The 25,972-nt window shown below is 71.2% G+C and carries 20 protein-coding genes and 1 pseudogene; 12 read left to right on the forward strand and 9 right to left on the reverse strand.

The window, feature by feature from the left end:
- The first annotated feature begins 43 nt into the window (after positions 1-43).
- The 6 genes and pseudogenes from ALMP_RS24155 to ALMP_RS24180 form a co-directional block, all read left to right on the forward strand.
- Positions 44-931 carry an MHYT domain-containing protein gene (locus ALMP_RS24155; RefSeq protein WP_264931611.1) on the forward strand — a complete coding sequence of 296 codons (888 nt, stop codon included), beginning with the start codon at positions 44-46 and terminating at the stop codon, positions 929-931.
- 40 nt (positions 932-971) lie between these two features.
- Positions 972-3,119 (forward strand): excinuclease ABC subunit UvrB, encoded by a 2,148-nt coding sequence (gene uvrB, locus ALMP_RS24160; protein ID WP_264931613.1) that lies wholly within the window; start codon positions 972-974, stop codon positions 3,117-3,119.
- Positions 3,120-3,271: 152 nt separating this feature from the next.
- Positions 3,272-3,850 (forward strand): TerD family protein, encoded by a 579-nt coding sequence (locus tag ALMP_RS24165; RefSeq protein WP_264931616.1) that lies wholly within the window; start codon positions 3,272-3,274, stop codon positions 3,848-3,850.
- Positions 3,851-3,907: 57 nt separating this feature from the next.
- Complete coding sequence (locus ALMP_RS24170) at positions 3,908-5,908, forward strand: TerD family protein (protein WP_264931618.1); 2,001 nt, start codon at positions 3,908-3,910, stop codon at positions 5,906-5,908.
- 308 nt (positions 5,909-6,216) lie between these two features.
- A complete protein-coding gene (locus tag ALMP_RS24175; RefSeq protein WP_264931619.1) occupies positions 6,217-7,218 on the forward strand; it encodes a TerC/Alx family metal homeostasis membrane protein in 1,002 nt (333 codons plus the stop codon).
- 266 nt (positions 7,219-7,484) lie between these two features.
- Positions 7,485-7,891, forward strand: a pseudogene (locus tag ALMP_RS24180) (ionic transporter y4hA); the annotation flags it as partial.
- Between the two features lie 48 nt (positions 7,892-7,939).
- Here the strand turns inward: ALMP_RS24180 and ALMP_RS24185 are convergent.
- The gene (locus ALMP_RS24185) at positions 7,940-9,211 is read right to left on the reverse strand and encodes an MFS transporter (RefSeq protein WP_264931621.1); all 1,272 of its coding nucleotides are present in this window, start codon (positions 9,209-9,211) and stop codon (positions 7,940-7,942) included.
- Between the two features lie 150 nt (positions 9,212-9,361).
- Positions 9,362-10,408, reverse strand: coding sequence for a S66 peptidase family protein (locus ALMP_RS24190; protein ID WP_264931623.1), 1,047 nt, complete (start codon positions 10,406-10,408; stop codon positions 9,362-9,364).
- Positions 10,409-10,511: 103 nt separating this feature from the next.
- Between ALMP_RS24190 and aroQ the strand changes: the two genes are divergently transcribed.
- The gene (gene aroQ, locus ALMP_RS24195; protein ID WP_264931625.1) at positions 10,512-10,985 is read left to right on the forward strand and encodes a type II 3-dehydroquinate dehydratase; all 474 of its coding nucleotides are present in this window, start codon (positions 10,512-10,514) and stop codon (positions 10,983-10,985) included.
- A gap of 15 nt (positions 10,986-11,000) precedes the next feature.
- Here the strand turns inward: aroQ and ALMP_RS24200 are convergent, their stop codons facing one another.
- The 5 genes from ALMP_RS24200 to ALMP_RS24220 all read right to left on the reverse strand — a co-directional run bounded on the left by ALMP_RS24200 (position 11,001) and on the right by ALMP_RS24220 (position 15,229).
- Positions 11,001-11,774, reverse strand: a complete 774-nt coding sequence (locus ALMP_RS24200) for an amino acid ABC transporter ATP-binding protein (RefSeq protein ID WP_264931627.1) — start codon at positions 11,772-11,774, stop codon at positions 11,001-11,003.
- Positions 11,771-12,703, reverse strand: coding sequence for an amino acid ABC transporter permease (locus tag ALMP_RS24205; protein ID WP_264931629.1), 933 nt, complete (start codon positions 12,701-12,703; stop codon positions 11,771-11,773). Before ALMP_RS24205 ends, ALMP_RS24200 begins: the two co-directional genes overlap by 4 nt.
- Complete coding sequence (locus ALMP_RS24210) at positions 12,700-13,587, reverse strand: ABC transporter substrate-binding protein (protein ID WP_264931631.1); 888 nt, start codon at positions 13,585-13,587, stop codon at positions 12,700-12,702. The genes ALMP_RS24205 and ALMP_RS24210 overlap by 4 nt, the downstream gene beginning before the upstream one ends.
- Before the next feature lie 288 nt (positions 13,588-13,875).
- On the reverse strand, positions 13,876-14,532 hold the full coding sequence (locus tag ALMP_RS24215) for an MBL fold metallo-hydrolase (protein WP_264931633.1): 657 nt from the start codon (positions 14,530-14,532) through the stop codon (positions 13,876-13,878).
- A gap of 10 nt (positions 14,533-14,542) precedes the next feature.
- Complete coding sequence (locus tag ALMP_RS24220) at positions 14,543-15,229, reverse strand: maleylpyruvate isomerase family mycothiol-dependent enzyme (RefSeq protein ID WP_264931635.1); 687 nt, start codon at positions 15,227-15,229, stop codon at positions 14,543-14,545.
- A 223-nt stretch (positions 15,230-15,452) separates the two neighbouring features.
- Here ALMP_RS24220 and uvrA point away from each other — a divergent pair, with 223 nt between their 5' ends.
- A complete protein-coding gene (gene uvrA / locus ALMP_RS24225; RefSeq protein ID WP_264931636.1) occupies positions 15,453-18,467 on the forward strand; it encodes an excinuclease ABC subunit UvrA in 3,015 nt (1,004 codons plus the stop codon).
- Between the two features lie 131 nt (positions 18,468-18,598).
- Here the strand turns inward: uvrA and ALMP_RS24230 are convergent, their stop codons facing one another.
- Both ALMP_RS24230 and ALMP_RS24235 read right to left on the reverse strand, forming a co-directional pair.
- Positions 18,599-19,510 carry a carbohydrate kinase gene (locus ALMP_RS24230; protein WP_264931638.1) on the reverse strand — a complete coding sequence of 304 codons (912 nt, stop codon included), beginning with the start codon at positions 19,508-19,510 and terminating at the stop codon, positions 18,599-18,601.
- 135 nt (positions 19,511-19,645) lie between these two features.
- The gene (locus ALMP_RS24235) at positions 19,646-20,605 is read right to left on the reverse strand and encodes a hypothetical protein (protein WP_264931640.1); all 960 of its coding nucleotides are present in this window, start codon (positions 20,603-20,605) and stop codon (positions 19,646-19,648) included.
- Positions 20,606-20,929: 324 nt separating this feature from the next.
- Between ALMP_RS24235 and uvrC the strand changes: the two genes are divergently transcribed.
- The 4 genes from uvrC to whiA form a co-directional block, all read left to right on the forward strand.
- The gene (uvrC, locus tag ALMP_RS24240) at positions 20,930-23,002 is read left to right on the forward strand and encodes an excinuclease ABC subunit UvrC (RefSeq protein ID WP_264931642.1); all 2,073 of its coding nucleotides are present in this window, start codon (positions 20,930-20,932) and stop codon (positions 23,000-23,002) included.
- Entirely contained in the window at positions 22,999-24,078 is a 1,080-nt protein-coding gene (rapZ, locus tag ALMP_RS24245; protein ID WP_264931644.1) for an RNase adapter RapZ, read from the forward strand. The genes uvrC and rapZ overlap by 4 nt, the downstream gene beginning before the upstream one ends.
- Positions 24,075-25,142, forward strand: coding sequence for a uridine diphosphate-N-acetylglucosamine-binding protein YvcK (yvcK, locus tag ALMP_RS24250; protein WP_264931646.1), 1,068 nt, complete (start codon positions 24,075-24,077; stop codon positions 25,140-25,142). Before rapZ ends, yvcK begins: the two co-directional genes overlap by 4 nt.
- On the forward strand, positions 25,133-25,972 hold an 840-nt coding region (gene whiA / locus ALMP_RS24255), incomplete at its 3' end, for a DNA-binding protein WhiA (RefSeq protein WP_264931649.1). The genes yvcK and whiA, both read left to right, overlap by 10 nt.

Raw genomic sequence — 25,972 nt, forward strand, 5'->3', positions numbered from 1 at the left:
CGCTTCAGGGAACTCCAGCAACAGGGCGGAAGGGCAACCGCGCATGCACGGCACGGTCGACGGATTCAGCTACGGACTCGTCACACCGCTGGTGGCCTACCTCATGGCCTGCCTCGGCGGTGCTCTCGGCCTTCGCTGCACGACCAGAGCCCTGCTCGTCGCCCACACCTGGCGCCCCGGATGGCTCGCCCTGGGCTCGGCGGCCATCGGCTCCGGCATCTGGACCATGCACTTCATCGCGATGATGGGCTTCAGCATCGCCGGCGCGCCGATCCACTACGACAAGCCGACGACGTACGCCAGCCTGGGCGTGGCCATCGTCATGGTAGGCGTCGGGATCTTCATCGTCGGCTACAAGGGCGCCACCGGCACCGCGCTGTTCACCGGGGGCACCATCACCGGCCTGGGCATCGCGTCGATGCACTACCTGGGCATGGCCGGGATGCGGTTCAACGGCACGCTCCAGTACAACACCCTCACCGTGGCCGTCTCCGTCGCCATAGCCATGGCCGCCGCCACCGCCGCCCTGTGGGCCGCCGGACAGGTCAGGGGCGTCCTGTGGAGCGTGGGCGCGAGCCTCGTCATGGGGCTGGCCGTCACCGGCATGCACTACACGGGGATGGCCGCCCTCGACGTCCACCTGCACACCGCGAGCGACTCCACCCCCGGCGACTCGCCCGCGAGCCTGCTCGCGCCGATGCTGGTCGGCCCGCTCGCCTTCCTCTGCCTCGCGGGTGTCGTCATGCTGTTCGACCCGCTGATGATCATGAGCAAGCCCGTCCGGACCACCGTCGAGCACAAACCCGGTGTCCCCGCCCACACCCACGCCGCTCACCCCACCCGCAGGACCCAGGTGCGCCCCCCGCGGAAGGTGACGCACGAGGGGTCCACCACCTCGCACCAGGAGTCCAGAACCCCGCAGAACCGCTGATCGGGCCCCGTTGTCAGTGGCGGGTCGTACGGTGGATGGCATGCGGCCCGTTTCCCAGATCGAACGCACGGTGGCGCCCTTCGAGGTCGTCAGCCCCTACCAGCCCAGCGGCGACCAGCCGGCGGCCATCGCCGAGCTGGCCCAGCGCATCGAGGCCGGTGAGAAGGACGTCGTCCTCCTGGGCGCGACCGGCACCGGCAAGTCCGCCACCACCGCGTGGATGATCGAGAAGCTCCAGCGCCCCACGCTCGTGATGGCGCCGAACAAGACGCTGGCCGCCCAGCTGGCCAACGAGTTCCGTGAGCTGCTGCCGAACAACGCGGTCGAGTACTTCGTCTCGTACTACGACTACTACCAGCCCGAGGCGTACGTCCCCCAGTCGGACACCTACATCGAGAAGGACTCCTCGATCAACGAGGAGGTGGAGCGACTGCGCCACTCCGCGACCAACTCGCTGCTCACCCGCCGCGATGTCGTCGTGGTCGCCTCCGTCTCCTGCATCTACGGCCTCGGTACGCCGCAGGAGTACGTGGACCGCATGGTCCCGCTGAAGGTCGGCGAGGAGATCGACCGCGACGAGCTGCTGCGCCGCTTCGTGGACATCCAGTACACGCGCAACGACATGGCGTTCACCCGCGGCACCTTCCGGGTGCGGGGCGACACCATCGAGATCTTCCCGGTGTACGAGGAGCTCGCCGTCCGCATCGAGATGTTCGGGGACGAGATCGAGGCCCTGTCCACCCTCCACCCGGTCACCGGCGAGATCATCAGCGACGACGAGCAGCTGTACGTCTTCCCGGCCTCCCACTACGTCGCCGGCCCCGAGCGGCTTGAGCGGGCCGTCAACGACATCGAGAAGGAGCTGGGCGAGCGCCTGGCCGAGCTGGAGAAGCAGGGCAAGCTCCTGGAGGCCCAGCGCCTGCGCATGCGCACCACCTACGACATCGAGATGCTCCGCCAGATCGGCTCCTGCTCCGGCGTGGAGAACTACTCGATGCACTTCGACGGCCGCTCGCCCGGCTCCCCGCCCAACACGCTGCTCGACTACTTCCCGGACGACTTCCTGCTCGTCATCGACGAGTCCCATGTCACCGTCCCGCAGATCGGCGCGATGTACGAGGGCGACGCCTCCCGCAAGCGCACCCTCGTCGAGCACGGCTTCCGTCTGCCGTCCGCCCTGGACAACCGGCCTCTGAAGTGGGAGGAGTTCCAGGAGCGCATCGGGCAGACCGTCTATCTGTCGGCGACCCCCGGCACCTACGAGCTCTCGCGCGGCGACGGCGTCGTGGAGCAGATCATCCGCCCCACCGGCCTCGTCGACCCCCAGGTCGTCGTCAAGCCCACCGAGGGCCAGATCGACGACCTTGTGCACGAGATCCGCACGCGCGTGGAGAAGGACGAACGCGTCCTGGTCACCACCCTCACCAAGAAGATGGCCGAGGACCTCACCGACTACTTCCTGGAACTCGGCATCCAGGTCCGCTACCTGCACAGCGACGTCGACACGCTGCGCCGCGTCGAACTGCTGCGCGAGCTGCGCAGTGGCGAGTTCGACGTCCTCGTCGGCATCAACCTGCTGCGTGAGGGCCTCGACCTGCCCGAGGTGTCCCTGGTGGCGATCCTCGACGCCGACAAGGAGGGCTTCCTGCGCTCCGGCACCTCCCTGATCCAGACCATCGGCCGCGCCGCGCGCAACGTCTCCGGCCAGGTCCACATGTACGCCGACAAGATCACCCCGGCGATGGAGCGGGCCATCGAGGAGACCAACCGCCGCCGCGACAAGCAGATCGCCTACAACAAGGCCAACGGCATCGACCCACAGCCGCTCCGCAAGAAGATCAACGACATCGTCGCGCAGATCGCCCGTGAGGAGATCGACACCGAGCAGCTGCTCGGCTCCGGCTACCGGGCGAAGAAGGACGGCCGGGGCACCAAGGCCCCGGTGCCCTCGCTGGGCGACAAGGCGGCCAAGGGCGCCAAGTCCGCCAAGGCCGCGAAGGGCAAGGCCAAGGAGACGGTCCCGACCGACCGTCCCGCGGCCGAACTCGCCGAGCAGATCGAGGAGATGACCGAGCGTATGCGGGCCGCCGCGGCGGACCTCCAGTTCGAGGTCGCCGCCCGACTGCGCGACGAGGTCTCCGAGATGAAGAAGGAACTGCGTCAGATGAAGGAGGCCGGTTTGGCCTGACGCGGGGGCGCGGACCGGCCGTCGTACGCACTGTGTTGCAAGAACGACACAAAGTGCGGGCCTGGGTACGGCACTGTCAGTGCCCTTGCGTAGGGTTTTCGTCAACCGCGGGTTCGCGGCAACAGGGGACAGCTCGAGAGGGGAATCAGCGCGTGACCGTCAACATGACCAAGGGTCAGGCCATCAGTCTGCAGAAGAACGACGGAGGCAGCCTGACCGCGGTGCGCATGGGTCTCGGCTGGCAGGCGGCCCCCCGGCGCGGCCTGTTCGGCTCCCGCACCCGGGAGATCGACCTCGACGCCTCCGCCGTGCTGTTCGCGGACAAGCAGCCGGTCGACGTCGTCTTCTTCCGTCACCTGGTGAGCGACGACGGCTCCGTCCGGCACACCGGTGACAACCTCGTCGGCGGCGTGGGCCAGGGCGGCGACGACGAGGCGATCCTCGTCGACCTGAGCCGCGTCCCGGTCCACATCGACCAGATCGTCTTCACCGTGAACTCCTTCACGGGCCAGACCTTCCAGGAGGTGCAGAACGCGTTCTGCCGCCTGGTCGACGAGACCAACGGCCAGGAGCTCGCGCGCTACACGCTCGCCGGCGGCGGCGCCTACACCGCGCAGATCATGGCCAAGGTCCACCGCGTCGGCAGCGGCTGGAACATGACGGCCCTGGGCGCCCCGGCGAACGGCCGGACCTTCCAGGACCTGATGCCCGCGATCCTGCCGGCGCTGTAGCCGACCGGGCGAGCGGCACACCACAACACCACACGCGACACAGGGGGACGACAGGCGATGACGGCCGAGCTGGTGCGGGGGCAGAACCACCCGCTCTCCCAGGTCCGCCTCGAGATCAGGATCTCGGCCGGCACGCCGATCGTGGCCGCGGCCGCGCTCAGCGACGAGAACGGCAAGATCCACGGCGTGGAGTGGGTGGCCCACCCGGGCGCACCCACCCTGCCCGGCCTGGAGGTCTCCCGGCAGCCGGCCGCCGATCACCGGCTCGCGGTGGACCTGGACGCCGTCGCGGAGGCCGTGCACCGCGTCAGCGTGCTGCTCGCCCTGCCCATGACCGCCGGGGCACCGCTGAGCTTCGGCTCCCTCGCCTCTCCCTTCGTCGCCGTCACCGCCCTCGACGGCACGGAGATCGCCAGCTACACCCTGACCGGCCTGGACGCCGAATCGGCCGTCGTCGCCCTGGAGTTGTACCGGCGCCAGGGAGCCTGGAAGGTGCGCGCGGTCGGCCAGGGCTACGCCGGAGGCCTCGCCGAACTCTTCACCGACCAGGGCCTGCCGCAGGCGCGGCAGCTCGCGGCCGCTGTCCACGAAGCCGTGGCACAGGGCGTGGCCCGCTCGGTGGCGACACCGCCGCCGCACACGGCCGACGGTGACCGCTCGCGTCAGGCGGCCACCTCCGCGCTCGGCCCGGACCAGAGCGGTTCCCCGTACGGCGGACAGGGCGGCACGGGCCCGTACGGGGCGACCCAGGGCGGTCACAGCACCCAGACGCCGCAGGGCTACACCGCAGGACCCACGCCGTCGGCCACCACCCCGCCGACACCGCCGTCCCCGCCCACGGCCGGCGGCCCGATCGACTACAGCCACCCGCGTCGGCGCAACACCCCTCCGCCGCCCCCGCCGACCGCGCCCCCGGCCCAGCCCGGGCAGCCCCCTCGGCCCGTCGCGGGGGACGCGACCGGCTGGTCCATGGAGGAGCGCCTCTACAACCAGGTCTGGGGCATGTTCGAGGACCTGGCCCGCACCGCGGCCGCGTACCGCAGTGCCGTCGACTTCGCCGACACGCGTATGGAGAAGGAACTCGACGAGGTCCTGTCCGACCCGCGCAGCCGGATCGGCGGCCAGGGCGACGCCGCCCGGGAGGCGGCTCGAGCCAAGCACACCCAGCTCGTGGACCAGGCCCGGCAGGTTCTGGACCGCGACCTTGCCCAGCTCGCCGCCGAGGCCGACGTCGTCGAGCCCGCTCTGCCCCCTGCCTACGCGCGCTGGGACAACCCGGTGTGGCAGGGCTACCGGGTGCCCATGGAGATGCCCATGGCCCTGCGCCTGGGCGACCTCCACCTGCCGGAGAGTGACCGGCTGCGCATACCGATGCTGATGCGCCTGCCGCTCGAGCGGGGCCTGTGGATCGACAGCGGGCGGACGGGCTCCTCCGACGGCACCTTCGCCGACTCCCACGAGCTGCGCCGCCTCGCTCTGGACGCGGCCGTGGCGCACACGGCCCGACTGCTCGCGGTGCATCCGGCGGGCGAGTTCACCGTGCACGTCATCGACCCGGCGGGCTCGGGCGCGCAGGCGCTCGCACCGCTCGCGCAGAGCGGCGTGCTCGCGGCTCCGCCGGCCGTCGGCGCGGCCGGTGTGGCGGACGTCCTGAGCCGGCTCACGCAGCGCGTCGACCTGGTGCAGATGGCGGTGCGCGGCGGCGCGGCCGATTCGCTCCCGCCCGGCTTCGACACCTCCCAGCAGCTCCTGGTGATCAACGACTTCCCGCACGGCTTCGACGACCGCGCCGTGACCCAGCTGCGCTATCTCGCCGACGAGGGCCCGTCGGTCGGCGTCCACCTGATGATGGTCGCCGACCGGGAGGACGCCGCCGGTTACGGTCCGTTGCTGGACCCGCTGTGGCGCGGGCTGATGCGGCTGACGCCGGTCGCCGACGACCACCTGGCCGACCCCTGGGTGGGGCATGCCTGGACGTACGAGCCGGCGCTCGTGCCGCCCGGGAGCCAGGTGCTGCACCAGGTCCTCGCCCAGGTCGCGGCGGCTCGGCGTCCGTGACCTGGGCCACCTCGGCGCACCTCCACCACACCTTCACCAAGTATCCGTAAAGCGGCCCTGACCAGGTGTTTTGAGCTTTCTTTTGCCAATCGCTTTACCAATCCTTGGTGATTGGGGTACTGTCTTTCCTACGGAGGGGAGTACTCCCTGTCTGCTGCGGCGTACCCGTCAATACGGATCAGGCCAGATCCCGGGGCGTCGGCCCGTGTGGTTCCATGCGCGCACTGCGCACCGGGACCCGGGGTGGAAGAGACCTCCGGCAGCGCGACGACGCTGATTACCTGCCGTTACGTACTGCCGGAGGCGCAGTGGATGTTTCCGTGGGCCTGTGGGTCCTCACCATCGTGGGCCTTGCCGCCCTCATCGCGGTCGACTTCTTCATCGGTCGCAAGCCGCACGACGTATCTATCAAGGAAGCCGGCATCTGGACGGTCGTCTGGATCGTCCTGGCCGCACTCTTCGGGCTCGGACTGCTCGTCTTCGGCGGCGGTCAGCCGGCCGGTGAGTTCTTCGCCGGCTTCATCACCGAGAAGTCGCTGAGCGTCGACAACCTCTTCGTCTTCGTCCTGATCATGGCGAAGTTCGCGGTCCCGTCGCAGTACCAGCAGCGGGTCCTGCTCATCGGCGTGCTCATAGCCCTGGTCCTGCGGGCGATCTTCATCGCCGCGGGTGCCGCGATCCTCGCCAGCTTCTCGTGGGTCTTCTACCTCTTCGGCGCCTTCCTGATCTGGACCGCCTGGAAGCTCATCCAGGAGGCCCGGGCCGACGAGGAGGACGAGGACTACGAGGAGAACAAGCTGCTCAAGGCCGCCGAGCGCCGGTTCGGGGTCGCCGACCGCTACCACGGCACCAAGCTGTGGATCGAGCAGAACGGCAAGCGGGTCATGACGCCGATGCTGGTCGTCATGCTCGCGATCGGCACCACCGACGTGCTCTTCGCCCTGGACTCCATCCCCGCGATCTTCGGCCTCACGCAGGACCCGTACATCGTCTTCACGGCCAACGCGTTTGCTCTGATGGGTCTGCGGCAGCTGTACTTCCTCATCGGCGGCCTGCTGAAGAAGCTGGTCCACCTCAGCTACGGCCTGTCGATCATCCTCGGCTTCATCGGCGTCAAGCTGGTGCTGCACGCGCTGCACGAGTCCGGGGTCCACGTCCCCGAGATCAGCATCCCGGTCTCGCTCGGCGTCATCTGCTCCGTCCTGATCGTCACCACGATCACCAGCCTGCGGGCGTCCCGCAAGCAGGAGGCGGCCGAGGAGGCGCAGAGCGCGAGCGAAGGCGCTCCGAAGGACAGCATCGACGTCTGACCACGCACGACGTAGGAAGAACCACCCCCGGAAGCGGTGCTCGGCGAATCGCCGGTCACCGCTTCCGGTGCTTCGTTGGTGCGGAGGCGCACCCGCCCGGGGGCGTCACGACCGGGTGGAGGTCACCATGGGCACATCGACGAAGTCCGTGCAGATCATCGACTTCGAGACCGACCGCATCGACGACGTGCGGGCACTGGCCGAAGAGCTGAACGAGCGCCTGGCGGGCCGCGCCGGCGGCCGTCCGGGACGGCATGTTCCGGACCCTCGGCATGGCTCTGATCGGCGTGGTGGGCCTCGCCAAGGGCGTCTCGCCCACGATCGAGTCCGGGGTGGAGGCGGCCGGGCTGCGCCACGCCGTCGTCGGTGTGATCATCGCGCTGCTCGTGCTGCTCCCCGAGACCATCGCCGCACTGCGCTCCGCTCGCCGTGACCGTCTCGCGCTCGGCTCCGCGATGGCCAGTATCGGCCTGACCATCCCCGCCGTCGCCCTGGCCTCCGTCTGGCTCTCCGGCCCGCTCGTCCTCGGCCTCGGCGCGATCCACATGGTGCTGCTGGCACCGACGGTCGTGGTCAGCTCCCTGACGGTCGTGCCAGGCCGGGGGACACCGCTCCAGGGCGGGGTGCATCTGGTGCTGTTGCGGCCTACCTGGAACTGGCGATCAACCCGTAGCGCAGCGCCCGCCACCCACCGGCGGCTCACCCCGCCGCCACCGCCTTCTCACCCCACGGCCGCCTCCGGCACCGCCACCCCCGTCGGCCGGGTCTCCGGCAGCAGGGCGAAGCAGCCGAGGCTGAGAAGGGCGATGCCGGTCAGGTAGGCGCCGACGCCCCAGGGGACACGGCCCCCCTGCTCCGCGAGGGCCGTCGCCGCGATCGGGGTGAGCGCGCCACCGAGGACACCGCCGAGGTTGTAGCCGACCGCCGCGCCCGTGCACCGCACACGCGGCTCGTACAGCTCCGGCAGATACGCGGCGATCACCGCGAACATCGTGACGAAGGAGACCAGCGCCCCCAGGAAGCCCAGGAACATCGGCAGCGGCCGGCCGGTCGCCAGCAGCGCGACCATCGGGAACATCCACAACGCGGCCGCCGCGCACCCCACGAGGCACAGCGGACGCCTGCCGAAACGGTCACCGAGCAGGGCCGCCAGAGGCGTCAGCGCCCCCTTCACCACCACCGCGGCCATGATGCAGGCCAGCATGACGGTGCGGCTCACCCCGAGCCGCTCGGTGGCGTAGGCCAGGGACCACGTCGTCACCGCGTAGAAGATCGCGTACCCCACGGCGAGGGCCCCCGCGGTCAGCAGGACGAGCCGCCAGTGCGAGCGGACCACCTCGGCGAGCGGCACGCGCGCGTGGTCGTCGATCTCCAGGAACCGCGGGCTCTCGGGGAGCGACGACCGCAGCCACAGCCCGAGCAGGGCCAGCGCTCCGGCCGCCCAGAACGGCACCCGCCACCCCCAGCCCGCGAACTGGGCCTCGGTGAGCGTGGCGGACAGCACCAGCATCGCGCCGTTGGCGAGCACGAAGCCCACCGCCGGTCCGACCTGCGGGAAGCTCGTCCACAGCCCGCGCCGGTCGGCGGGCGCGTGCTCGGCGGTCAGCAGCACCGCCCCGCCCCACTCCCCGCCCAGCCCCAGCCCCTGCAGAAAACGCAGCACGAGCAGCAGTACGGGCGCGGCCACCCCGATCGTGTCGTACGTCGGGACGCACCCGACCGCGACCGTCGAGGCGCCGGTCAGCAACAGGGAGACGACGAGCACCGGCCGGCGTCCGTGCCGGTCCCCGACGTGCCCGAAGAGCACGGATCCCAGCGGCCGTGCGACGAAGCCCACGCCGAACGTGCCGAAGGCGGCCAGGGTCCCCGCCAGGGGCGAGAACGTGGGGAAGAACAGCGGGCCTAGGACCAGGGCGGCCGCGGTGCCGTAGACGAAGAAGTCGTAGAACTCGATGGCCGTCCCGGCGAGCGAGGCGGCCGCGAGCCGTGGCATGGAGGGCGCCCTTGTGGGGGTGCGAACGTCGTGCATGACGCGTCAACCACCCATGACCACAAGCGGTTACGGGCGGCCGCGCGGCGCCTCGTGACATGCGGCCCGGCCACTCCTGACGTGCGGCCGGGCCGGTACCTCGCGACGGCCGGCTCAGTACGTGACGGTGATGCGCCGCGCCGGGCCGTCGACGCGGATCGTGCCGCCGTAGGGGAGGACGAGTTGCGGGTCCGTGTGGCCGAGGTCCACGTCGAAGACGGTCAGGGTGTCGGGGGCGTACGTGCGCAGCGCCCGTTGCACCGCCTCGCGCTGTTCGGCGGCGTACCGCGCGCCCTCCTCGGGGCTGTTGGGGCGCGCGAAGTCCCAGGTCTTGGCCCGGCCCATCAGCAGCGCCGGGAAGCGCCGCAGCAGGCCGCGCTCGCCCATGGTGCGCAGGATCCGGAAGGCCTCCGTGCCGCTCGGCAACTCCTCCGAGGTCTCCAGGAACAGCACGCCACCGTCGTACACCGACAGGTCGTGCGCGATCTCCCGGTCGGCCGCCAGCAGCCAGGAGAGGATCTCCAGGTTGCCGCCCCAGCTGCGGCCCTCCACCACACGGTCGGCGTTCAGCCAGGTCCATCCGGTGCCCGGCCGGCTCCCCGGCTCCGTCTCGAAGGTCGCCGGGTCGGCCCAGTCGCCGTTGACGTCGTTCCAGCGGTCCGCGGGCCGCAGTTCGTAGGGGCCCGAGGTGAACAGGGCCGCCCGCACGGACTCGGCGGTGTGCGGATGCATGGCCACGGGACGTCCGAGCTCGATCATCACGCTCGCGCCGTGGTAGCCGACGATGCCGGTGTTGTAGAGATAGACCAGCAGGTTCGTGTTGTCGCTCATGCCGAAGAAGGGCTTCGGGTTGGCCCGGAGCAACTGCCGGTCCAGCAGCGGCAGGACGGTGATCTGGTCGTCTCCGCCGGTCGACGCGAAGACCGCCTTGATGTCCGGGTCGGCGAAGGCCGCGTGGATGTCGTCGGCCCGCTGCTGCGGCGTCGAGCCCATCTTCCGGCTCGCCGGGTACTCCACCGGTTCCAGACCGAACTCCTCGCGCAGTCGCCGCAGGCCCAGCTCGTAGGGACGCGGGAAGAGCCCGGGCAGTCCGCTGGAGGGCGAGATCACGGCGACACGGTCGCCCGGCGAGGGTTTGGGCGGGTACGAGGGGGGCGTCATGCCGGGAGGGTAAGTCGTCCCGCCTCCCGTCCGCACCGTGATAAACCGGGGTCGAGCCGCGGTCTCCCGACGGACCGCTCCCGCCGAACGGACCGGAGGAACCGTGCCCCGCACCCTGGCCAACGCCCCGATCATGATTCTCAACGGCCCCAACCTGAACCTCCTGGGGCAGCGCCAGCCGGAGATCTACGGATCCGACACGCTCGCCGACGTCGAGGCCATGTGCGCCAAGGCGGCGGCCGCGCACGGCGGCACGGTGGACCTGCGGCAGTCCAACCACGAGGGCGAACTCGTCGACTGGATCCACGAGGCGCGGCTGAACCACTGCGGGATCGTGATCAACCCGGGCGCGTACTCGCACACGTCGGTCGCGATCCTGGACGCCCTCAACACCTGTGACGGCCTGCCGGTGATCGAGGTCCACATCTCCAACATCCACCGGCGCGAGGCCTTCCGGCACCACTCGTACGTCTCCCTGCGCGCCGACGGCGTCATCGCGGGGTGCGGCGTCCAGGGCTACGTCTTCGGCGTCGAGCGGGTCGCCGCGCTGGCGGGCGCGGGCCAGGCGGACGCGTAGCGGTTCCGCCCGGGCCTACAGACGGCCGGCCTCCACGATCCGCCGCAGGAAGCGCCGGGTGTGCTCCTGCCGCGGGTCGCCGAAGACCTGCTCGGCGGTGCCCCGCTCCAGCACCACCCCTCCGTCCAGAAAACAAACTTGGTCGGCGACCTCCCGCGCGAAGCCCATCTCGTGCGTGGCCAGCACCATGGTCATGCCGTCGTCCTTCAGATCGCGGACCACGTTCAGGACCTCGCCCACCAGCTCCGGGTCCAGGGCCGCGGTGATCTCGTCGAGCAGCAGCAGCCGGGGCCGTACGGCCAGGGCGCGCACGATGGCGACGCGCTGCTGCTGGCCGCCGCTGAGCCGGTCGGGGTACTCGCCGGCCCTCCCGCCCAGCCCGAGCCGCTCCAGCAGCTCCCGGGCACGTTCCTCGGCCTCCGCGCGGGCGACGCCGTGCACCCGGCGCGGGGCCAGCGTGATGTTCTCCAACACGGTCATGTGCGGAAACAGGTTGTACGCCTGGAAAACCACGCCGATACGGCGCCGTACCGCGTCCTGGTCCACGCGAGGATCGGTGATCTCCTCGCCGTCCAGCCAGATCGCGCCGTCGTCGATGTCCTCCAGCAGGTTGGCGCAGCGCAGCAGCGTGGACTTGCCGGAGCCGGAGGCGCCGATCAGCGCGGTCACCGTGTGCGGGGCGACCTCCAGATCGACGTCCCGTAGGACGACGGAACCGCCGAAGGTCTTGCGGACGGACTCCATCCGCAGCACGGGGGCGCCGCCGGGGGAAGCGGACGCGTCGCTCATGTCGTTCCTCCCTGGGCCCGCTGACGGTCCATCCGGGCCGTCACCCAGTCCGTGAACCGTGTCATCGGGATGGTGAGCGCCACGAAGACCAGCCCCGCGACGATGTACGGCGTGTAGTTGAGGCTGCGGCCCACGATGATGTCCGCGGCGCGCACGGCGTCGACGGCACCGCCGATCGACACCAGGCCGGTGTCCTTCTGCAGCGACACCAGGTCGTTCAACAGCGGCGGCACCTGGCGGCGCACGGCCTGCGGCAGCACGACGTGGCGCAGCGCCTGCCGGTTGCTCAGGCCCAGCGAGCGGGCCGCCGCGCGCTGCGAGGGGTGCACGGACTCGATGCCGGCGCGGAACACCTCGGCGACGTACGCGGAGTACGTCAGGGTCAGCGCCGTACCGCCCAGGAGCACCGGATCGACCGTCACGCCCTGGAGCCGCAGCGCCGGGACGCCCAGCACCACGATCATCAGGTTGATGATCAGCGGCAGACCGCGGAAGAAGTCCGTGTACGCCGCCGCCAGCACGCGCAACGGGAAGAACACCGGTCCGCGCAGGGTGCGGGCCACGGCGATGAGCATGCCCAGGACCAGGACGGCCGCGCCGCAGACGAGCAGCAGCCGGACGTTCAGCCAGAGGCCCTCCAGGACCTTCGGTAACGCCTCGCGCGCGTACTGCCCGTTGAAGAACGTCTCCTTGGTGCGCGGCCAGCCGGGCGCGCCGACGACGACCAGGTACAGGACGACGGCCGTGACGAGGGTCGAGAGCGCGGCGATCGCCGTGGCGCGGCGGGCACGCGCGCGCCGGTACCGCTCGCGTTCCAGCCGCCGCCGGGAGGGCACGTACCCGTCGCCCGCACCGCCCTGGCCGTCCTGGGACAGATCACCTCTGTCGTCCGCGTCCTCCGGGCCGGACTCCTCCTTGACGACCGTCACTTGAGCACCGGGGCGTCGACGGCGTCGGACAGCCACTGCTGCTCGATCCTCGCGAGGGTGCCGTTCGCGCGCAGGGCGTCCACGGCGGCCGTGACGCAGGGGGTGAGCGCGCTGCCCTTGTCGAGCACGAGCCCGAACTGCTCCGGTGTCCCGCCCCGGTTCTCGAACTGGCCGACGATCGTGCCGTCGGTCACCTCGGCCGCGGTGATGTAGAAGGCGGTCGGCAGGTCGGTGACGACGGCGTCCACCTGACCGTTCCTCAGCGCCGACTTGGCCTGGTCGTTCTTGGCGTAGACGGCGGCGGCCCGCGTCGGCTTCACCACGTCGTCGATGTAGTTCAGGCTCGTCGTGCCGACCTGGGCGCCCAGCTTGAGGCCCTTGAGGTCCGCGATGCTCTTCGCGCTCGCGGCCTTCGAGCCCTTCAGCGCGATGACCGCCTGGCGCACGTCGTAGTAGCCCGACGAGAAGTCGACGGCCTTCTTGCGCTCGTCGCTGATCGACACCTGGTTGATGTCGAAGTCGAACGTCTTCTCACCCGGCGCGAAGGCCTTGTTGAACGGCACGCTCTGCCAGACGACGGCGCTCTTGTCGTAACCGAGCTGCTCGGCGACGGCGTACGCCACCGCCGACTCGAAGCCCTGCCCGTTGGCGGGCTTGTCGTCCTTGAACCACGGCTCGTACGCGGGCGTGTCGGTGGCGATCGTCAGCTTGCCGGAGGTCTTGGTGGCCAACTCGCCCTTGGCGCAGGCGTTCCCGGTCGATCCGCTGGACGGCGCGGCGGTCGCCTTCTCCTCCGGCTGCGGAGCGCAGCCGACGGCGGTGGCGAGGAGGACCAAGGTGACGCCGGCGGTGGCGCGGCGCGGGACACGAGGGGCAGGAGGCATGGCGGGAGAGTGACAGTGAACGCCCCGTTTGTCGAGGTCGCGCCAGCGTCTGTCCGCATGGTGGGAACGGGTGTTGCGGCTCTGTGAACGCGGTCGCGGAGAACGCGCCTGGGCCGCCGGTCGAGGGCGGGGAACGGGGACCGGCGGCCCATTCCGAGCGGGAGCCGTCTTCCCGCGCGGGGCTACAACCAGTTGACCGCGCAACCAAGCGCGGGGGGAGCGCGCGTGGCCCACCAGCGCGTGCACGCCATTCACACGGGGCGCGCGTGCGGTGACGCGCGCCCCGGCTCACCACCCGCGCGCGTGCCACTCCGGCAGGTGGGGGCGCTCGGCGCCCAGCGTGGTGTCGTTGCCGTGTCCCGGGTAGACCCAGGTCTCGTCCGGGAGCACGTCGAAGATCTTCGTCTCGACGTCGTGGATCAGGCTGGCGAAGGCCTCGGGGTCCTTGCGGGTGTTGCCCACGCCGCCCGGGAAGAGGCAGTCGCCCGTGAACACGTGCGGGTGGCCGTGCGGGTCGTCGTAGACCAGCGCGATCGAGCCCGGCGTGTGCCCGACCAGATGGCGCGCGGTGAGTTCCACGTTGCCCACCCGGACGACGTCGCCGTCGTCGACCAGGACGTCGGTCGGAACGGGGATGCCCTCGGCGTCCTCCCGGCCGGCGTACGTACGCGCGCGCGTGGCCGCGACGACCTCGGCGAGCGCCTGCCAGTGGTCGGGGTGCCGGTGGGTGGTGACGACGGACGCGATGCCGTCGTCACCGATCATGCCGAGGAGCGTCCCGGCGTCGTTGGCCGCGTCGATCAGCAGCTGCTCGTCCGTGCCCCGGCACCGCAGCAGATAGGCGTTGTTCTCCATCGGACCGACCGCGATCTTGGTGATCATCAGGTCCTTCAGCTCGTGCACGTCCGCCGGGCCGCCGACCCGCACCTGTCCGCTGTACGTCATGCCGGCCAGCCTATAGCGGGGGGAGGGCCGGGAGGGGTCCGCCGGCGACGGTCAGCGCCGACCCGTCGCGACGTCCCGCGAGCCACCCCAGGAGGTCGGCGCCGGACCCGGTGACGGTCACCTCGGGGCCGTCCGCCGCCCGCCCGGTGCGCCACGCGCGCGTGCCGTCCGTGACGCGGGTCGGCGGCACCTCCGGGTGGCCGCTGAAGCGCTCGGCGAGGAACTCGATCTCCCGCTCGGTGAACTCAGCCGGCAGGTCCTCCAGCTCATAGCCGATACCGAGGTCCACGTGGTGCAGCTCGACCTCCACCCAGCGCCGGAACGGCACCCGGGCCGCGGAGTCGGTGACCCCGTTGCGCAGCTCCACCGTTCGCGACCAGTCGGCGGGCACCGCGCCGGCCTCCTGGAAGCGGGCCGCGCTCTCCCGCACGTCCGTGAGCTGGACGTCCAGGGGGCGCGGGGCGTCCCGCTCGATGTCGGCGTCCCGCACGGTGGCGTCGGCGTACATGGGGCGCCCCTCGAGGACGTTCACCAGGGCGTCGGCGTTGCGGGCGAGGTGGGCCAGGACATGGCCCCGGGTCCAGCCGGGCAGACGTGACGGCCCGGCCACGGACGCGTCGTCCAGTTTGGCGACTGCGGTGAGCAGCCGGTCGGTCGCTTCACGTACAGACGCCAGGTCATGAGCGTGATCAGTCATGGTGCTGACCCTAGCTCCGCCACCCCTTCGGGTGAAGGAGGCGGACCGCGCCCGCAAATCGAATGCGCGTGCTATATGGTCGGTGGCGGCGTCGGGCATGCTGGATGGCCGGGGATTGTTGTGAACCGGTGAATCCCGACCGGCGTTGTCAGTGGCTCCCCCTAGTCTGAGAAGGACGGGGGCCCCGCCCCTGTCACTTCTCTCAAGAAAGGTGCGGACCGGCGTGGCCGACCGTCTCATCGTCCGTGGCGCGCGCGAGCACAACCTCAAGAATGTCTCGCTCGACCTGCCGCGCGACTCGCTCATCGTCTTCACGGGCCTGTCGGGGTCGGGCAAGTCCTCGCTGGCCTTCGACACCATCTTCGCGGAGGGCCAGCGGCGCTACGTGGAGTCGCTCTCCTCGTACGCCCGCCAGTTCCTCGGGCAGATGGACAAGCCGGATGTCGACTTCATCGAGGGCCTCTCCCCGGCGGTCTCCATCGACCAGAAGTCGACCTCGCGCAACCCGCGCTCCACGGTCGGCACCATCACCGAGGTCTACGACTACCTGCGTCTGCTCTTCGCGCGCATCGGCAAGCCGCACTGCCCCGAGTGCGGCCGTCCGATCTCGCGCCAGTCGCCGCAGGCCATCGTCGACAAGGTCCTGGAGCTGCCGGAGGGGAGCCGCTTCCAGGTGCTGTCGCCGCTGGTGCGCGAGCGCAAGGGCGAGTTCGTCGACCTCTTCGCCGACCTCCAGACCAAGGGCTACTCCCGCGCGCGCGTGGACGGCGAGACGATCCAGCTCTCCAGCCCGCCCACGCTGAAGAAGCAGGAGAAGCACACCATCGAGGTGGTCGTCGACCGCCTCACGGTGAAGGAATCCGCCAAACGCCGCCTCACCGACTCCGTGGAGACCGCCCTCGGCCTGTCCGGCGGCATGGTCGTGCTCGACTTCGTGGACCTCCCCGAGGGCGACCCCGAGCGCGAGCGCATGTACTCGGAGCACCTGTACTGCCCGTACGACGACCTGTCCTTCGAGGAGCTGGAGCCCCGCTCCTTCTCCTTCAACTCGCCCTTCGGCGCCTGCCCCGAGTGCACCGGCATCGGCACGCGCATGGAGGTGGACCCCGAGCTGATCGTCCCGGACGAGGACAAGTCCCTCGACGAGGGCGCCATCCACCCCTGGTCCCACGGCCACACCAAGGACTACTTCGGCCGTCTGATCGGCGCCCTCGCGGACGCGTTGGGATTCCGGACGGACATCCCCTTCGCGGGCCTGCCGCAGCGCGCCAAGAAGGCCCTCCTGCACGGCCACAAGACCCAGATCGAGGTCCGCTACCGCAATCGCTACGGCCGGGAGCGCGTCTACACGACGCCCTTCGAAGGCGCCGTCCCCTTCGTGAAGCGCCGGCACAGCGAGGCCGAGAGCGACGCCAGCCGCGAGCGCTTCGAGGGCTACATGCGCGAGGTGCCCTGCCCCACCTGTGAGGGCACCCGCCTCAAGCCCATCGTCCTCGCGGTCACGATCATGGAGAAGTCGATCGCCGAGGTCTCCGCGATGTCCATCAGCGACTGCGCGGACTTCCTGGGCGAGCTGAAGCTGAGCGCCCGCGACAAGAAGATCGCCGAACGCGTCCTGAAGGAGGTCAACGAGCGGCTGCGGTTCCTGGTCGACGTCGGCCTGGACTACCTCTCCCTCAACCGCGCGGCCGGCACCCTCTCCGGCGGCGAGGCCCAGCGCATCCGCCTGGCCACCCAGATCGGCTCCGGCCTCGTCGGCGTCCTCTACGTCCTCGACGAGCCGTCCATCGGCCTGCACCAGCGCGACAACCACCGGCTGATCGAGACCCTGGTCCGGCTGCGCGACATGGGCAACACGCTCATCGTCGTCGAGCACGACGAGGACACCATCAAGGTCGCCGACTGGGTCGTCGACATCGGCCCCGGCGCCGGCGAGCACGGCGGCAAGGTCGTGCACAGCGGCTCCCTGAAGGAGCTGCTCGCCAACGCCGAGTCGCAGACCGGGCAGTACCTGTCCGGCAAGAAGTCCATCCCGGTGCCGGACATCCGGCGCCCGCTGGACCCCTCCCGACGGCTCACGGTCCACGGTGCCCGAGAGAACAACCTCCAGGACATCGACGTCTCCTTCCCGCTGGGCGTCTTCACCGCGGTCACCGGCGTGTCCGGCTCCGGCAAGTCCACCCTGGTCAACGACATCCTGTACACGCACCTGGCGCGTGAGCTCAACGGCGCGAGGAACGTGCCCGGGCGGCACACGCGCGTGGACGGCGACGACCTCGTCGACAAGGTGGTGCACGTCGACCAGTCGCCCATCGGCCGTACCCCCCGCTCCAACCCGGCCACGTACACCGGCGTCTTCGACCACATTCGCAAGCTGTTCGCCGAGACGACCGAGGCCAAGGTCCGCGGCTACCTGCCCGGCCGCTTCTCCTTCAACGTCAAGGGCGGCCGCTGCGAGAACTGCTCGGGCGACGGCACCATCAAGATCGAGATGAACTTCCTCCCGGACGTCTACGTCCCGTGCGAGGTCTGCCACGGCGCCCGGTACAACCGGGAGACCCTGGAGGTCCACTACAAGGGCAAGTCCATCGCCGACGTCCTGAACATGCCGATCGAGGAGGCGACGGAGTTCTTCGAGGCCGTCCCCGCGATCGCCCGTCACCTGAACACCCTGAAGGACGTCGGCCTCGGCTACGTCCGGCTCGGCCAGTCCGCGACCACCCTGTCCGGCGGCGAGGCCCAGCGCGTGAAGCTCGCCAGCGAACTGCAGCGCCGTTCCACCGGCCGCACGGTCTACGTCCTGGACGAGCCCACCACCGGTCTGCACTTCGAGGACATCTCCAAGCTCCTGAAGGTCCTCGCCGGCCTCGTCGACAAGGGCAACACGGTCATCGTCATCGAGCACAACCTCGATGTGATCAAGACCGCCGACTGGGTCGTCGACATGGGCCCCGAGGGCGGCGCCGGCGGCGGACTCGTCGTCGCCGAGGGCACGCCGGAGGAGGTCGCCGGGGTGCCGGCCAGCCACACCGGCAAGTTCCTGCGCGAGGTCCTCGGCGCGGACCGCATCAGCGACGCGGCACCGGTGAAGGCCCCGCGCAAGACGGCGGCGAAGAAGACGGTCGCGGCCACGACCGCGAGGAAGACGGCGACCGCACGGACGTCCGCCAACAACACGGCGACGAAGAAGGCGGCCGCGGCGACCAAGAAGACGACGACGCGGGCCCGCAAGGCCTGAGCCGACCGCTCCACCGCGACGGACGGCGCCCCGCGGGACTCCCCGCGGGGCGCCGTCCGTTTGCACGGTCAGCGGCCCCGGCGCCGCGGCCCGCCGCCACCGGCGGACGGCGGCCGATCCGCCGACAGGGCCTAGAACGCGCCGACTTCCGAGGCGTACGGGGGTTCCGCACCCGCCCGGGAGCAGGTGATCGACGCCGCGCGTGCCGCGAAGCGCAGCAGCCGTTCCCAGCCGTCGTCGCCCAGCGCCTCCAGCGCCGACCGGGACAGCGTGTCCTGGACCGCCAGACCGTGCAGCAGGGCCGCGTTCACGGTGTCACCGGCACCGATGGTGTCCACGACGTCGACGTTCTCGCCCGGCACGGGGTGTACGGAGCCGTCGCGGGTGAAGGCGGTCAGCCCGTCCCCGCCGTGTGTGATCACGACGGCCGAGGGACCGGCGGACAGCCACTCGCGCGGGGTGCCGCCCAGCCACCGGGCGTCCTCCTCGGAGAGCTTGAGGAGGGACACCGACGGCAGCCAGCTCTTGAAACGCGCCCGGTAGGCGTCGGCGTCGGGGATCAGCCCGGGCCGGATGTTCGGGTCGAGCGTGGTGAACAGACCCTGCCCCGCCGCCGTCCGCAGCAGCTCCTCGTACGCGCTCGCGCCCGGCTCCAGGACCAGCGAGCAGGTGCCGAAGGAGACCGCACGGGTGCCGGCGGGCAGGGCCGCCGGGACGGAGAAGAGCCGGTCGGCGGTGCCCTCGACGTAGAAGGAGTAGGCGGCCGAGCCGTTCGCGTCGACCGTGGCGACGGCGAGGGTGGTCGGTTCCGGGCCGCGCTGCACGGCCGAGACGTCCACGCCGGTGTCCCGCAGCCGGTCCAGCAGCGCCTCGCCGAAGGCGTCGAAGGAGGTGCGGGAGCAGAAGGCCGTCCGGGAGCCGAGACGGCCCAGGGCCACGGCCGTGTTGTAGGGGCCGCCACCGAGGGCCGGCCGCAGCTCCGCGAGGGCGCCCGTGCCCTGAGGTACCAGGTCGATCAGGGCCTCACCGGCGACGACGATCACAGGGCGGTTCCTTTCTCGGAATGCGGGACGGCCGCGGGAAGGTACCTCATCCCACGCGGGACGTGCACGCCTGCGCAGGCGCGCACGTCCCGCACGACCCGTCGTACCCCTTCACCACCGCTCGCCGGGACGCCCTCACTCCCAGTCCCACCCGATACCCACCCGGCCCGCGCGCACGCGCGGCTCGACGAGGTGGACCGACCGGTGCCGTCGGCTGAACGCCAGCTCCTGACGGCCGCTGCGCGGCGCGGCAGCCGAATGCTGGGTGAAGCGGTGGCAGCGGACCGGAAGGGCGTCCTCGTGGAACCGGATCTGCAGGGCGTACTGGCCGCCCGGGGCGCCGAAACCACGGGCGTACTCACGGGTGGCGCCGGCGGTGCCGTCCTCGATGCCGTAGCGGAAGAGGAAGGTGTCGCCGGCCCGCAGGCGGGTGTCGAAGAGGAACTCGGCCACGAGGACGCCGGTGCCGTGGTGCCGGCGGACGCGGCCCGCGCGGCAGTTCTCCAGGGCGTGCACCGTCATCCGCTCCGGCGCGCACCCGGGGTCGCCGTGGTGGACGGCGACGAAGCGGTCGACGCCGTCGCGGTGGGCGCGCACGATGTGCTGGGACTCCCGCCCCAGCAGTTCCCGGCGCGCGCCGACGCGGACCCGCTCGTGGTGACCGAGGGTGTGCAGTCCGTCGTCAGGAGGGCACTGGAGTTCGAGGAGCAGCCGCTCCAGGGCGTCCGAGGCCTCCAGGAACGAGCGGTAGGAGCGGCCGGCCGTCCGCCCGCCCGCCGCGTCCGCGTCGTCCGCCGTCAGCAGCCGGATCAGTGACTCGTCCGGCAGGCGCAGGATCTCCTCCAGGGCCCGTACGGCCCGCAGCGACTCGGGGCGCTGCGGACGGCGGGCGCCCTGCTGCCAGTAACTCAGGCTCGTCACGCCGACCTTGACCCCGTGCCGCGACAGATGGTGCTGGACGCGTTGGAGGGGCAGCCCGCGGGCGGCGATCGCGGCGCGCAGGGCCACGTGGAAGGGGCCGCCTCGCAGGGCCGCGTCCAGATCCGCGGCGGCGACGTCGGGGGCGGCGTCCGCGTGCTGTGGGGCGTGCGGCATGCAGGGGCCTTTCTGTGAATGCTCACGACGGCTGGTCGGACCGTTCGCACGGGTGGCCGGGGTCTTCCCGGCGGCGCGGGGGCGCCTTCACATCCGTAGGGCGCCACTCAGGGCCCCGAGTTCCCCCGCATTGAAGCGTGTTGACCAAGTCCCGACAACACCTGAGGCCCGATCGGGCCGTGCGGTTCGGCCGAGTCGGATCCCTCGCCCGCACCCCGCGGGAGCACGGCCCCGCGCCGCCCGTCGCGCCCCCTGCCCGGGACACCCCCGGTGGTTGTCCACAGGCCCGCCGGACTGTCACCCCGCGCCAGTAGGGTGTGAGACATGGCCGACCCCTCCAGCTACCGCCCCAGGCCGGGTGAGATCCCGGACTCCCCAGGGGTGTACAGGTTCCGTGACGAGCACCGCCGGGTGATCTACGTCGGAAAGGCGAAGAGCCTGCGCCAGCGCCTGGCGAACTACTTCCAGGACCTGGCAGGACTGCACCCGCGCACCCGCACGATGGTCACCACGGCCGCGTCCGTGGAGTGGACGGTGGTGTCCACGGAGGTCGAGGCGCTCCAGCTGGAGTACTCCTGGATCAAGGAGTACGACCCCCGGTTCAACGTCAAGTACCGCGACGACAAGAGCTACCCGTACCTCGCGGTGACGATGAACGAGGAGTTCCCGCGGGTCCAGGTGATGCGCGGCCACAAGAAGAAGGGCGTGCGCTACTTCGGGCCGTACGCGCACGCGTGGGCGATCCGCGACACGGTCGACCTGCTGCTGCGGGTCTTCCCGGTACGGACCTGCTCCGCCGGCGTCTTCAAGAACGCCGCCCGCACCGGCCGGCCCTGTCTGCTCGGCTACATCGGCAAGTGCTCCGCGCCCTGCGTCGGCCGGATCCCCGCCGAGGACCACCGCGAACTCGCCGACGAGTTCTGCGACTTCATGACCGGCCGCACCGGCACCTACCTCCGCCGTCTGGAGAAGCAGATGATGGAGGCGGCCGACGAGATGGAGTACGAACGGGCCGCCCGTCTGCGCGACGACATCGAGGCCCTGAAGAAGGCCATGGAGAAGAACGCGGTCGTGCTCGCGGACGCGACCGACGCCGACCTGATCGCGGTCGCCGAGGACGAGCTGGAGGCGGCCGTCCAGATCTTCCACGTCCGCGGCGGACGTGTGCGCGGCCAGCGCGGCTGGGTCACCGACAAAGTCGAGGAGATCACCACCGGCGCCCTCGTGGAACACGCCCTCCAGCAGCTCTACGGCGAGGAGACCGGCGACGCCGTGCCCAAGGAGGTCCTGGTCCCCGCCCTGCCCGACCCGGTGGAGCCCGTCCAGGAGTGGCTCACCGGCCGCCGCGGCTCCGGCGTCTCCCTGCGCGTCCCGCAGCGCGGCGACAAGCGGGCCCTGATGGAGACCGTCGAACGCAACGCCCAGCAGGCTCTCGTCCTGCACAAGACCAAGCGCGCCTCCGACCTGACCACGCGCTCGCGTGCCCTGGAGGAGATCGCCGAGGCGCTCGACCTGGACAGCGCCCCGCTGCGGATCGAGTGCTACGACATCTCGCACCTCCAGGGCGACGACGTCGTCGCCTCCATGGTCGTCTTCGAGGACGGCCTGGCCCGCAAGAGCGAGTACCGCCGCTTCCAGATCAAGGGCTTCGAGGGCCAGGACGACGTCCGCTCCATGCACGAGGTGATCACCCGCCGCTTCCGGCGCTACCTCGCCGAGAAGGAGAAGACGGGGGAGTGGACCGACGGCGAGACCGACGCCGAGGAAGCCCTCGGCCAGGCCCCCGCCAGTACGCTCACCGAGGACGACGGCCGCCCCAAGCGGTTCGCCTACCCGCCCCAGCTCGTCGTCGTCGACGGTGGACAGCCCCAGGTCGCGGCCGCCCGCCGGGCCCTGGACGACCTGGGCATCGACGACATCGCGGTGTGCGGTCTCGCCAAGCGCCTGGAGGAGGTCTGGGTCCCGGACGACGACGACCCGGTCGTCCTGCCCCGCACCAGCGAGGGCCTCTACCTGCTCCAGCGGGTCCGCGACGAGGCCCACCGCTTCGCGATCACCTACCAGCGCACCAAGCGGGCCAAGCGATTCCGCTCCAGTCCGCTGGACGACGTGCCGGGCCTCGGCGAGACCCGCAAACAGGCGCTGCTGAAGCATTTCGGCTCGTTGAAGAAACTGCGGTCCGCGACGATCGAGCAGATCTGCGAGGTCCCCGGCATAGGCCGCAAGACGGCCGAGACGATCGCCGTGGCCCTCGCCCGGACGGCTCCGCCCGCGCCCGCCGTCAACACGGCGACTGGAGAGATCATGGATGAGGAGGAGCCCGAGACGACGGCGGGCTCCCTCGGGGAACCCGTCACCGCGGGCCTCCCGGAAGAGCGACGGGGGCAGGAGAGATGACCGAGCACGACGCACAGCCCACACCAGAGCGAGATCAGGCGCCCACGGCCGAGCCCGGCCGGGCGCCCACAGCGGCGTCCCAGCCGGCGCCCAGGGAATCCGGCGAGGATCCCACCCAGCACCCCACAGACCCCCACAGCACCCAGCACGACACACGTCACGAAGACGGAGCACAGGTGAGTACGGACGTCACGCCGCCCGGGATCCCCGAGGCGGCCATCCCCGAGCTGGTCATCATCTCCGGCATGTCCGGGGCGGGCCGCTCGACGGCCGCCAAATGTCTGGAGGACCTCGGCTGGTTCGTCGTCGACAACCTCCCGCCCGCGCTCATCCCCACCATGGTGGAGCTCGGCGCCCGCTCGCAGGGCAACGTGGCGCGGATCGCGGTCGTCGTCGACGTCCGCGGCCGGCGCTTCTTCGACAACCTCCGCGAGTCCCTCGCCGACCTGGCGTCGCGTAACGTCACCCGGCGGATCGTCTTCCTGGAGTCCTCCGACGACGCCCTGGTGCGCCGCTTCGAGTCGGTGCGCCGACCGCACCCCCTCCAGGGCGACGGCCGTATCGTCGACGGCATCGCCGCCGAACGCGAGCTGCTGCGCGAGTTGCGCGGCGACGCCGACCTGGTGATCGACACCTCCAGCCTCAACGTGCACGAGCTGCGCGCCAAGATGGACGCCCAGTTCGCCGGCGAGGAGGAGCCCGAGCTGCGGGCCACCGTCATGTCCTTCGGGTTCAAGTACGGCCTCCCGGTCGACGCCGACCTGGTCGTGGACATGCGCTTCCTGCCCAACCCGCACTGGGTCCCCGAGCTGCGCCCCTTCACCGGCCTGAACGAGGAGGTCTCGTCCTACGTCCTCAACCAGCCCGGCGCGAAGGAGTTCCTCGACCGGTACGCGGAGCTGCTCCAGATGATCGCCGCCGGCTACCGCCGGGAGGGCAAGCGCTATGTGACCATCGCGGTCGGCTGTACGGGCGGCAAGCACCGTTCGGTCGCGATGTCGGAGAAGCTCGCCGCGCGCCTCGCGGCCGAGGGCGTGGAGACGGTGGTCGTGCACCGGGACATGGGACGGGAATGACAGGACGTACTCCGCGGCTGGGCCGGCTGCGCAAGGTGGCGCCCGAGGGGCGCGTGGGCCGGCCGGTCGAGGCCCGGGGCGGCAGGCCACGCCGCCGCGGCACCCAGCCCAAGGTCGTCGCCCTGGGCGGCGGCATGGGCCTGTCCGCCTCGCTCACGGCGCTGCGCCGGATCACCGGCGACCTCACCGGCGTCGTCACCGTCGCCGACGACGGCGGTTCCAGCGGCCGACTGCGGGACGAGCTGGGCGTGCTTCCGCCCGGTGACCTGCGCAAGGCGCTGGCCGCGCTGTGCGGCGACGACGACTGGGGCCAGACCTGGGCCCGGGTCATCCAGCACCGCTTCCAGTCGCAGGGCGAGATCAACGGGCACGCGGTCGGCAATCTGCTGATCGTCGCCCTGTGGGAGCAGCTCGGCGACCATGTCCAGGCGCTGGACCTGGTCGGCAAGCTGCTGGGCGCGCAGGGCCGTGTGCTGCCCATGTCCGCCGTGCCCCTGGAGCTCCAGGCGCTGGTCAAGGGCCACGACCCGCAGCGGCCCGAGGAGGTCGACACCGTGCGCGGCCAGGCGAACGTCGCGCTGACCCCCGGCGAGGTGCAGTCCGTGCACCTCGTGCCGCACGACCCGCCGGCCGTCCCGGAGGCGGTGGCGGCCGTCCTCGACGCGGACTGGGTGGTGCTGGGACCGGGCTCCTGGTTCTCCTCGGTCATCCCGCACCTGCTGGTGCCGGAGCTGCTCGACGCCCTCACGGAGACGAAGGCGCGCCGGGTACTCTCCCTGAACCTGGCGCCGCAGCCGGGAGAAACCGAGGGCTTCTCCCCGCAGCGTCATTTGGAGGTTTTGGGACGACACGCCCCTAAACTCGCCCTGGACGTGGTGCTGGCCGACGAGGCCGCCGTGCCCGACCGCGACTCGCTGACCGACGCCGCCAAGCGGTTCGGGGCCGCGGTGGAGCTGGCGCCGGTGGCCCGGCCCGACGGGACTCCGCGGCATGATCCGGAGCTGCTGGCCGCCGCGTACGACCGTATTTTTCGGATGCATGGAAGGATCGGCCCATGGCGATGACGGCAGCGGTGAAGGACGAGATCTCCCGGCTCCCCGTCACCCGGACCTGCTGCAGAAAGGCGGAGGTCTCCGCCGTCCTGCGGTTCGCCGGCGGCCTTCACCTGGTGAGCGGGCGCATCGTGATCGAGGCGGAGCTGGACACCGCGATGGCGGCCCGCCGGCTCAAGCGGGACGTCCTGGAGATCTTCGGCCACAGCTCCGAGCTGATCGTGATGGCGCCCGGCGGTCTGCGCCGCGGCTCGCGCTACGTCGTACGCGTGGTCGCGGGCGGTGACCAGCTGGCCCGCCAGACCGGCCTGGTGGACGGCCGCGGCCGCCCGATCCGGGGCCTGCCCCCGCAGGTCGTCTCCGGCGCGACCTGCGACGCGGAGGCGGCCTGGCGCGGCGCCTTCCTGGCACACGGTTCGCTGACCGAGCCCGGCCGTTCCTCCTCCCTGGAGGTCACCTGCCCGGGGCCCGAGGCCGCGCTCGCGCTGGTGGGCGCCGCCCGCCGGCTGTCCATCGCGGCGAAGGCCCGCGAGGTGCGGGGCGTGGACCGGGTCGTCGTCCGGGACGGCGACGCCATCGGTGCCCTGCTGACCCGGCTGGGCGCCCATGAGTCGGTGCTGGCCTGGGAGGAGCGCCGGATGCGCCGCGAGGTGCGGGCGACGGCGAACCGTCTCGCCAACTTCGACGACGCCAACCTGCGCCGCTCGGCCCGTGCCGCCGTCGCCGCCGGCGCCCGCGTCCAGCGCGCCCTGGAGATCCTCGGCGACGAGGTCCCCGAGCACCTCGCGGCGGCCGGCCGGCTGCGCATGGAGCACAAGCAGGCCTCCCTGGAGGAGCTGGGC

Source organism: Streptomyces sp. A012304, assembly GCF_026008495.1.
GTDB lineage: Bacteria > Actinomycetota > Actinomycetes > Streptomycetales > Streptomycetaceae > Streptomyces.

Bases quoted from the DNA above. Each gene is read 5' to 3' on its own strand.
- ALMP_RS24155 (WP_264931611.1), top strand. From the start codon at position 44: ATGCACGGCACGGTCGACGGATTCAGCTACGGACTCGTCACACCGCTG.
- uvrB (WP_264931613.1), top strand. From the start codon at position 972: ATGCGGCCCGTTTCCCAGATCGAACGCACGGTGGCGCCCTTCGAGGTC.
- ALMP_RS24170 (WP_264931618.1), top strand. From the start codon at position 3,908: ATGACGGCCGAGCTGGTGCGGGGGCAGAACCACCCGCTCTCCCAGGTC.
- ALMP_RS24185 (WP_264931621.1), bottom strand. From the start codon at position 9,211: ATGCCACGGCTCGCGGCCGCCTCGCTCGCCGGGACGGCCATCGAGTTC.
- ALMP_RS24190 (WP_264931623.1), bottom strand. From the start codon at position 10,408: ATGACGCCCCCCTCGTACCCGCCCAAACCCTCGCCGGGCGACCGTGTC.
- ALMP_RS24200 (WP_264931627.1), bottom strand. From the start codon at position 11,774: ATGAGCGACGCGTCCGCTTCCCCCGGCGGCGCCCCCGTGCTGCGGATG.
- ALMP_RS24210 (WP_264931631.1), bottom strand. From the start codon at position 13,587: ATGCCTCCTGCCCCTCGTGTCCCGCGCCGCGCCACCGCCGGCGTCACC.
- ALMP_RS24215 (WP_264931633.1), bottom strand. From the start codon at position 14,532: ATGACGTACAGCGGACAGGTGCGGGTCGGCGGCCCGGCGGACGTGCAC.
- ALMP_RS24220 (WP_264931635.1), bottom strand. From the start codon at position 15,229: ATGACTGATCACGCTCATGACCTGGCGTCTGTACGTGAAGCGACCGAC.
- ALMP_RS24235 (WP_264931640.1), bottom strand. From the start codon at position 20,605: ATGCCGCACGCCCCACAGCACGCGGACGCCGCCCCCGACGTCGCCGCC.
- uvrC (WP_264931642.1), top strand. From the start codon at position 20,930: ATGGCCGACCCCTCCAGCTACCGCCCCAGGCCGGGTGAGATCCCGGAC.
- rapZ (WP_264931644.1), top strand. From the start codon at position 22,999: ATGACCGAGCACGACGCACAGCCCACACCAGAGCGAGATCAGGCGCCC.
- yvcK (WP_264931646.1), top strand. From the start codon at position 24,075: ATGACAGGACGTACTCCGCGGCTGGGCCGGCTGCGCAAGGTGGCGCCC.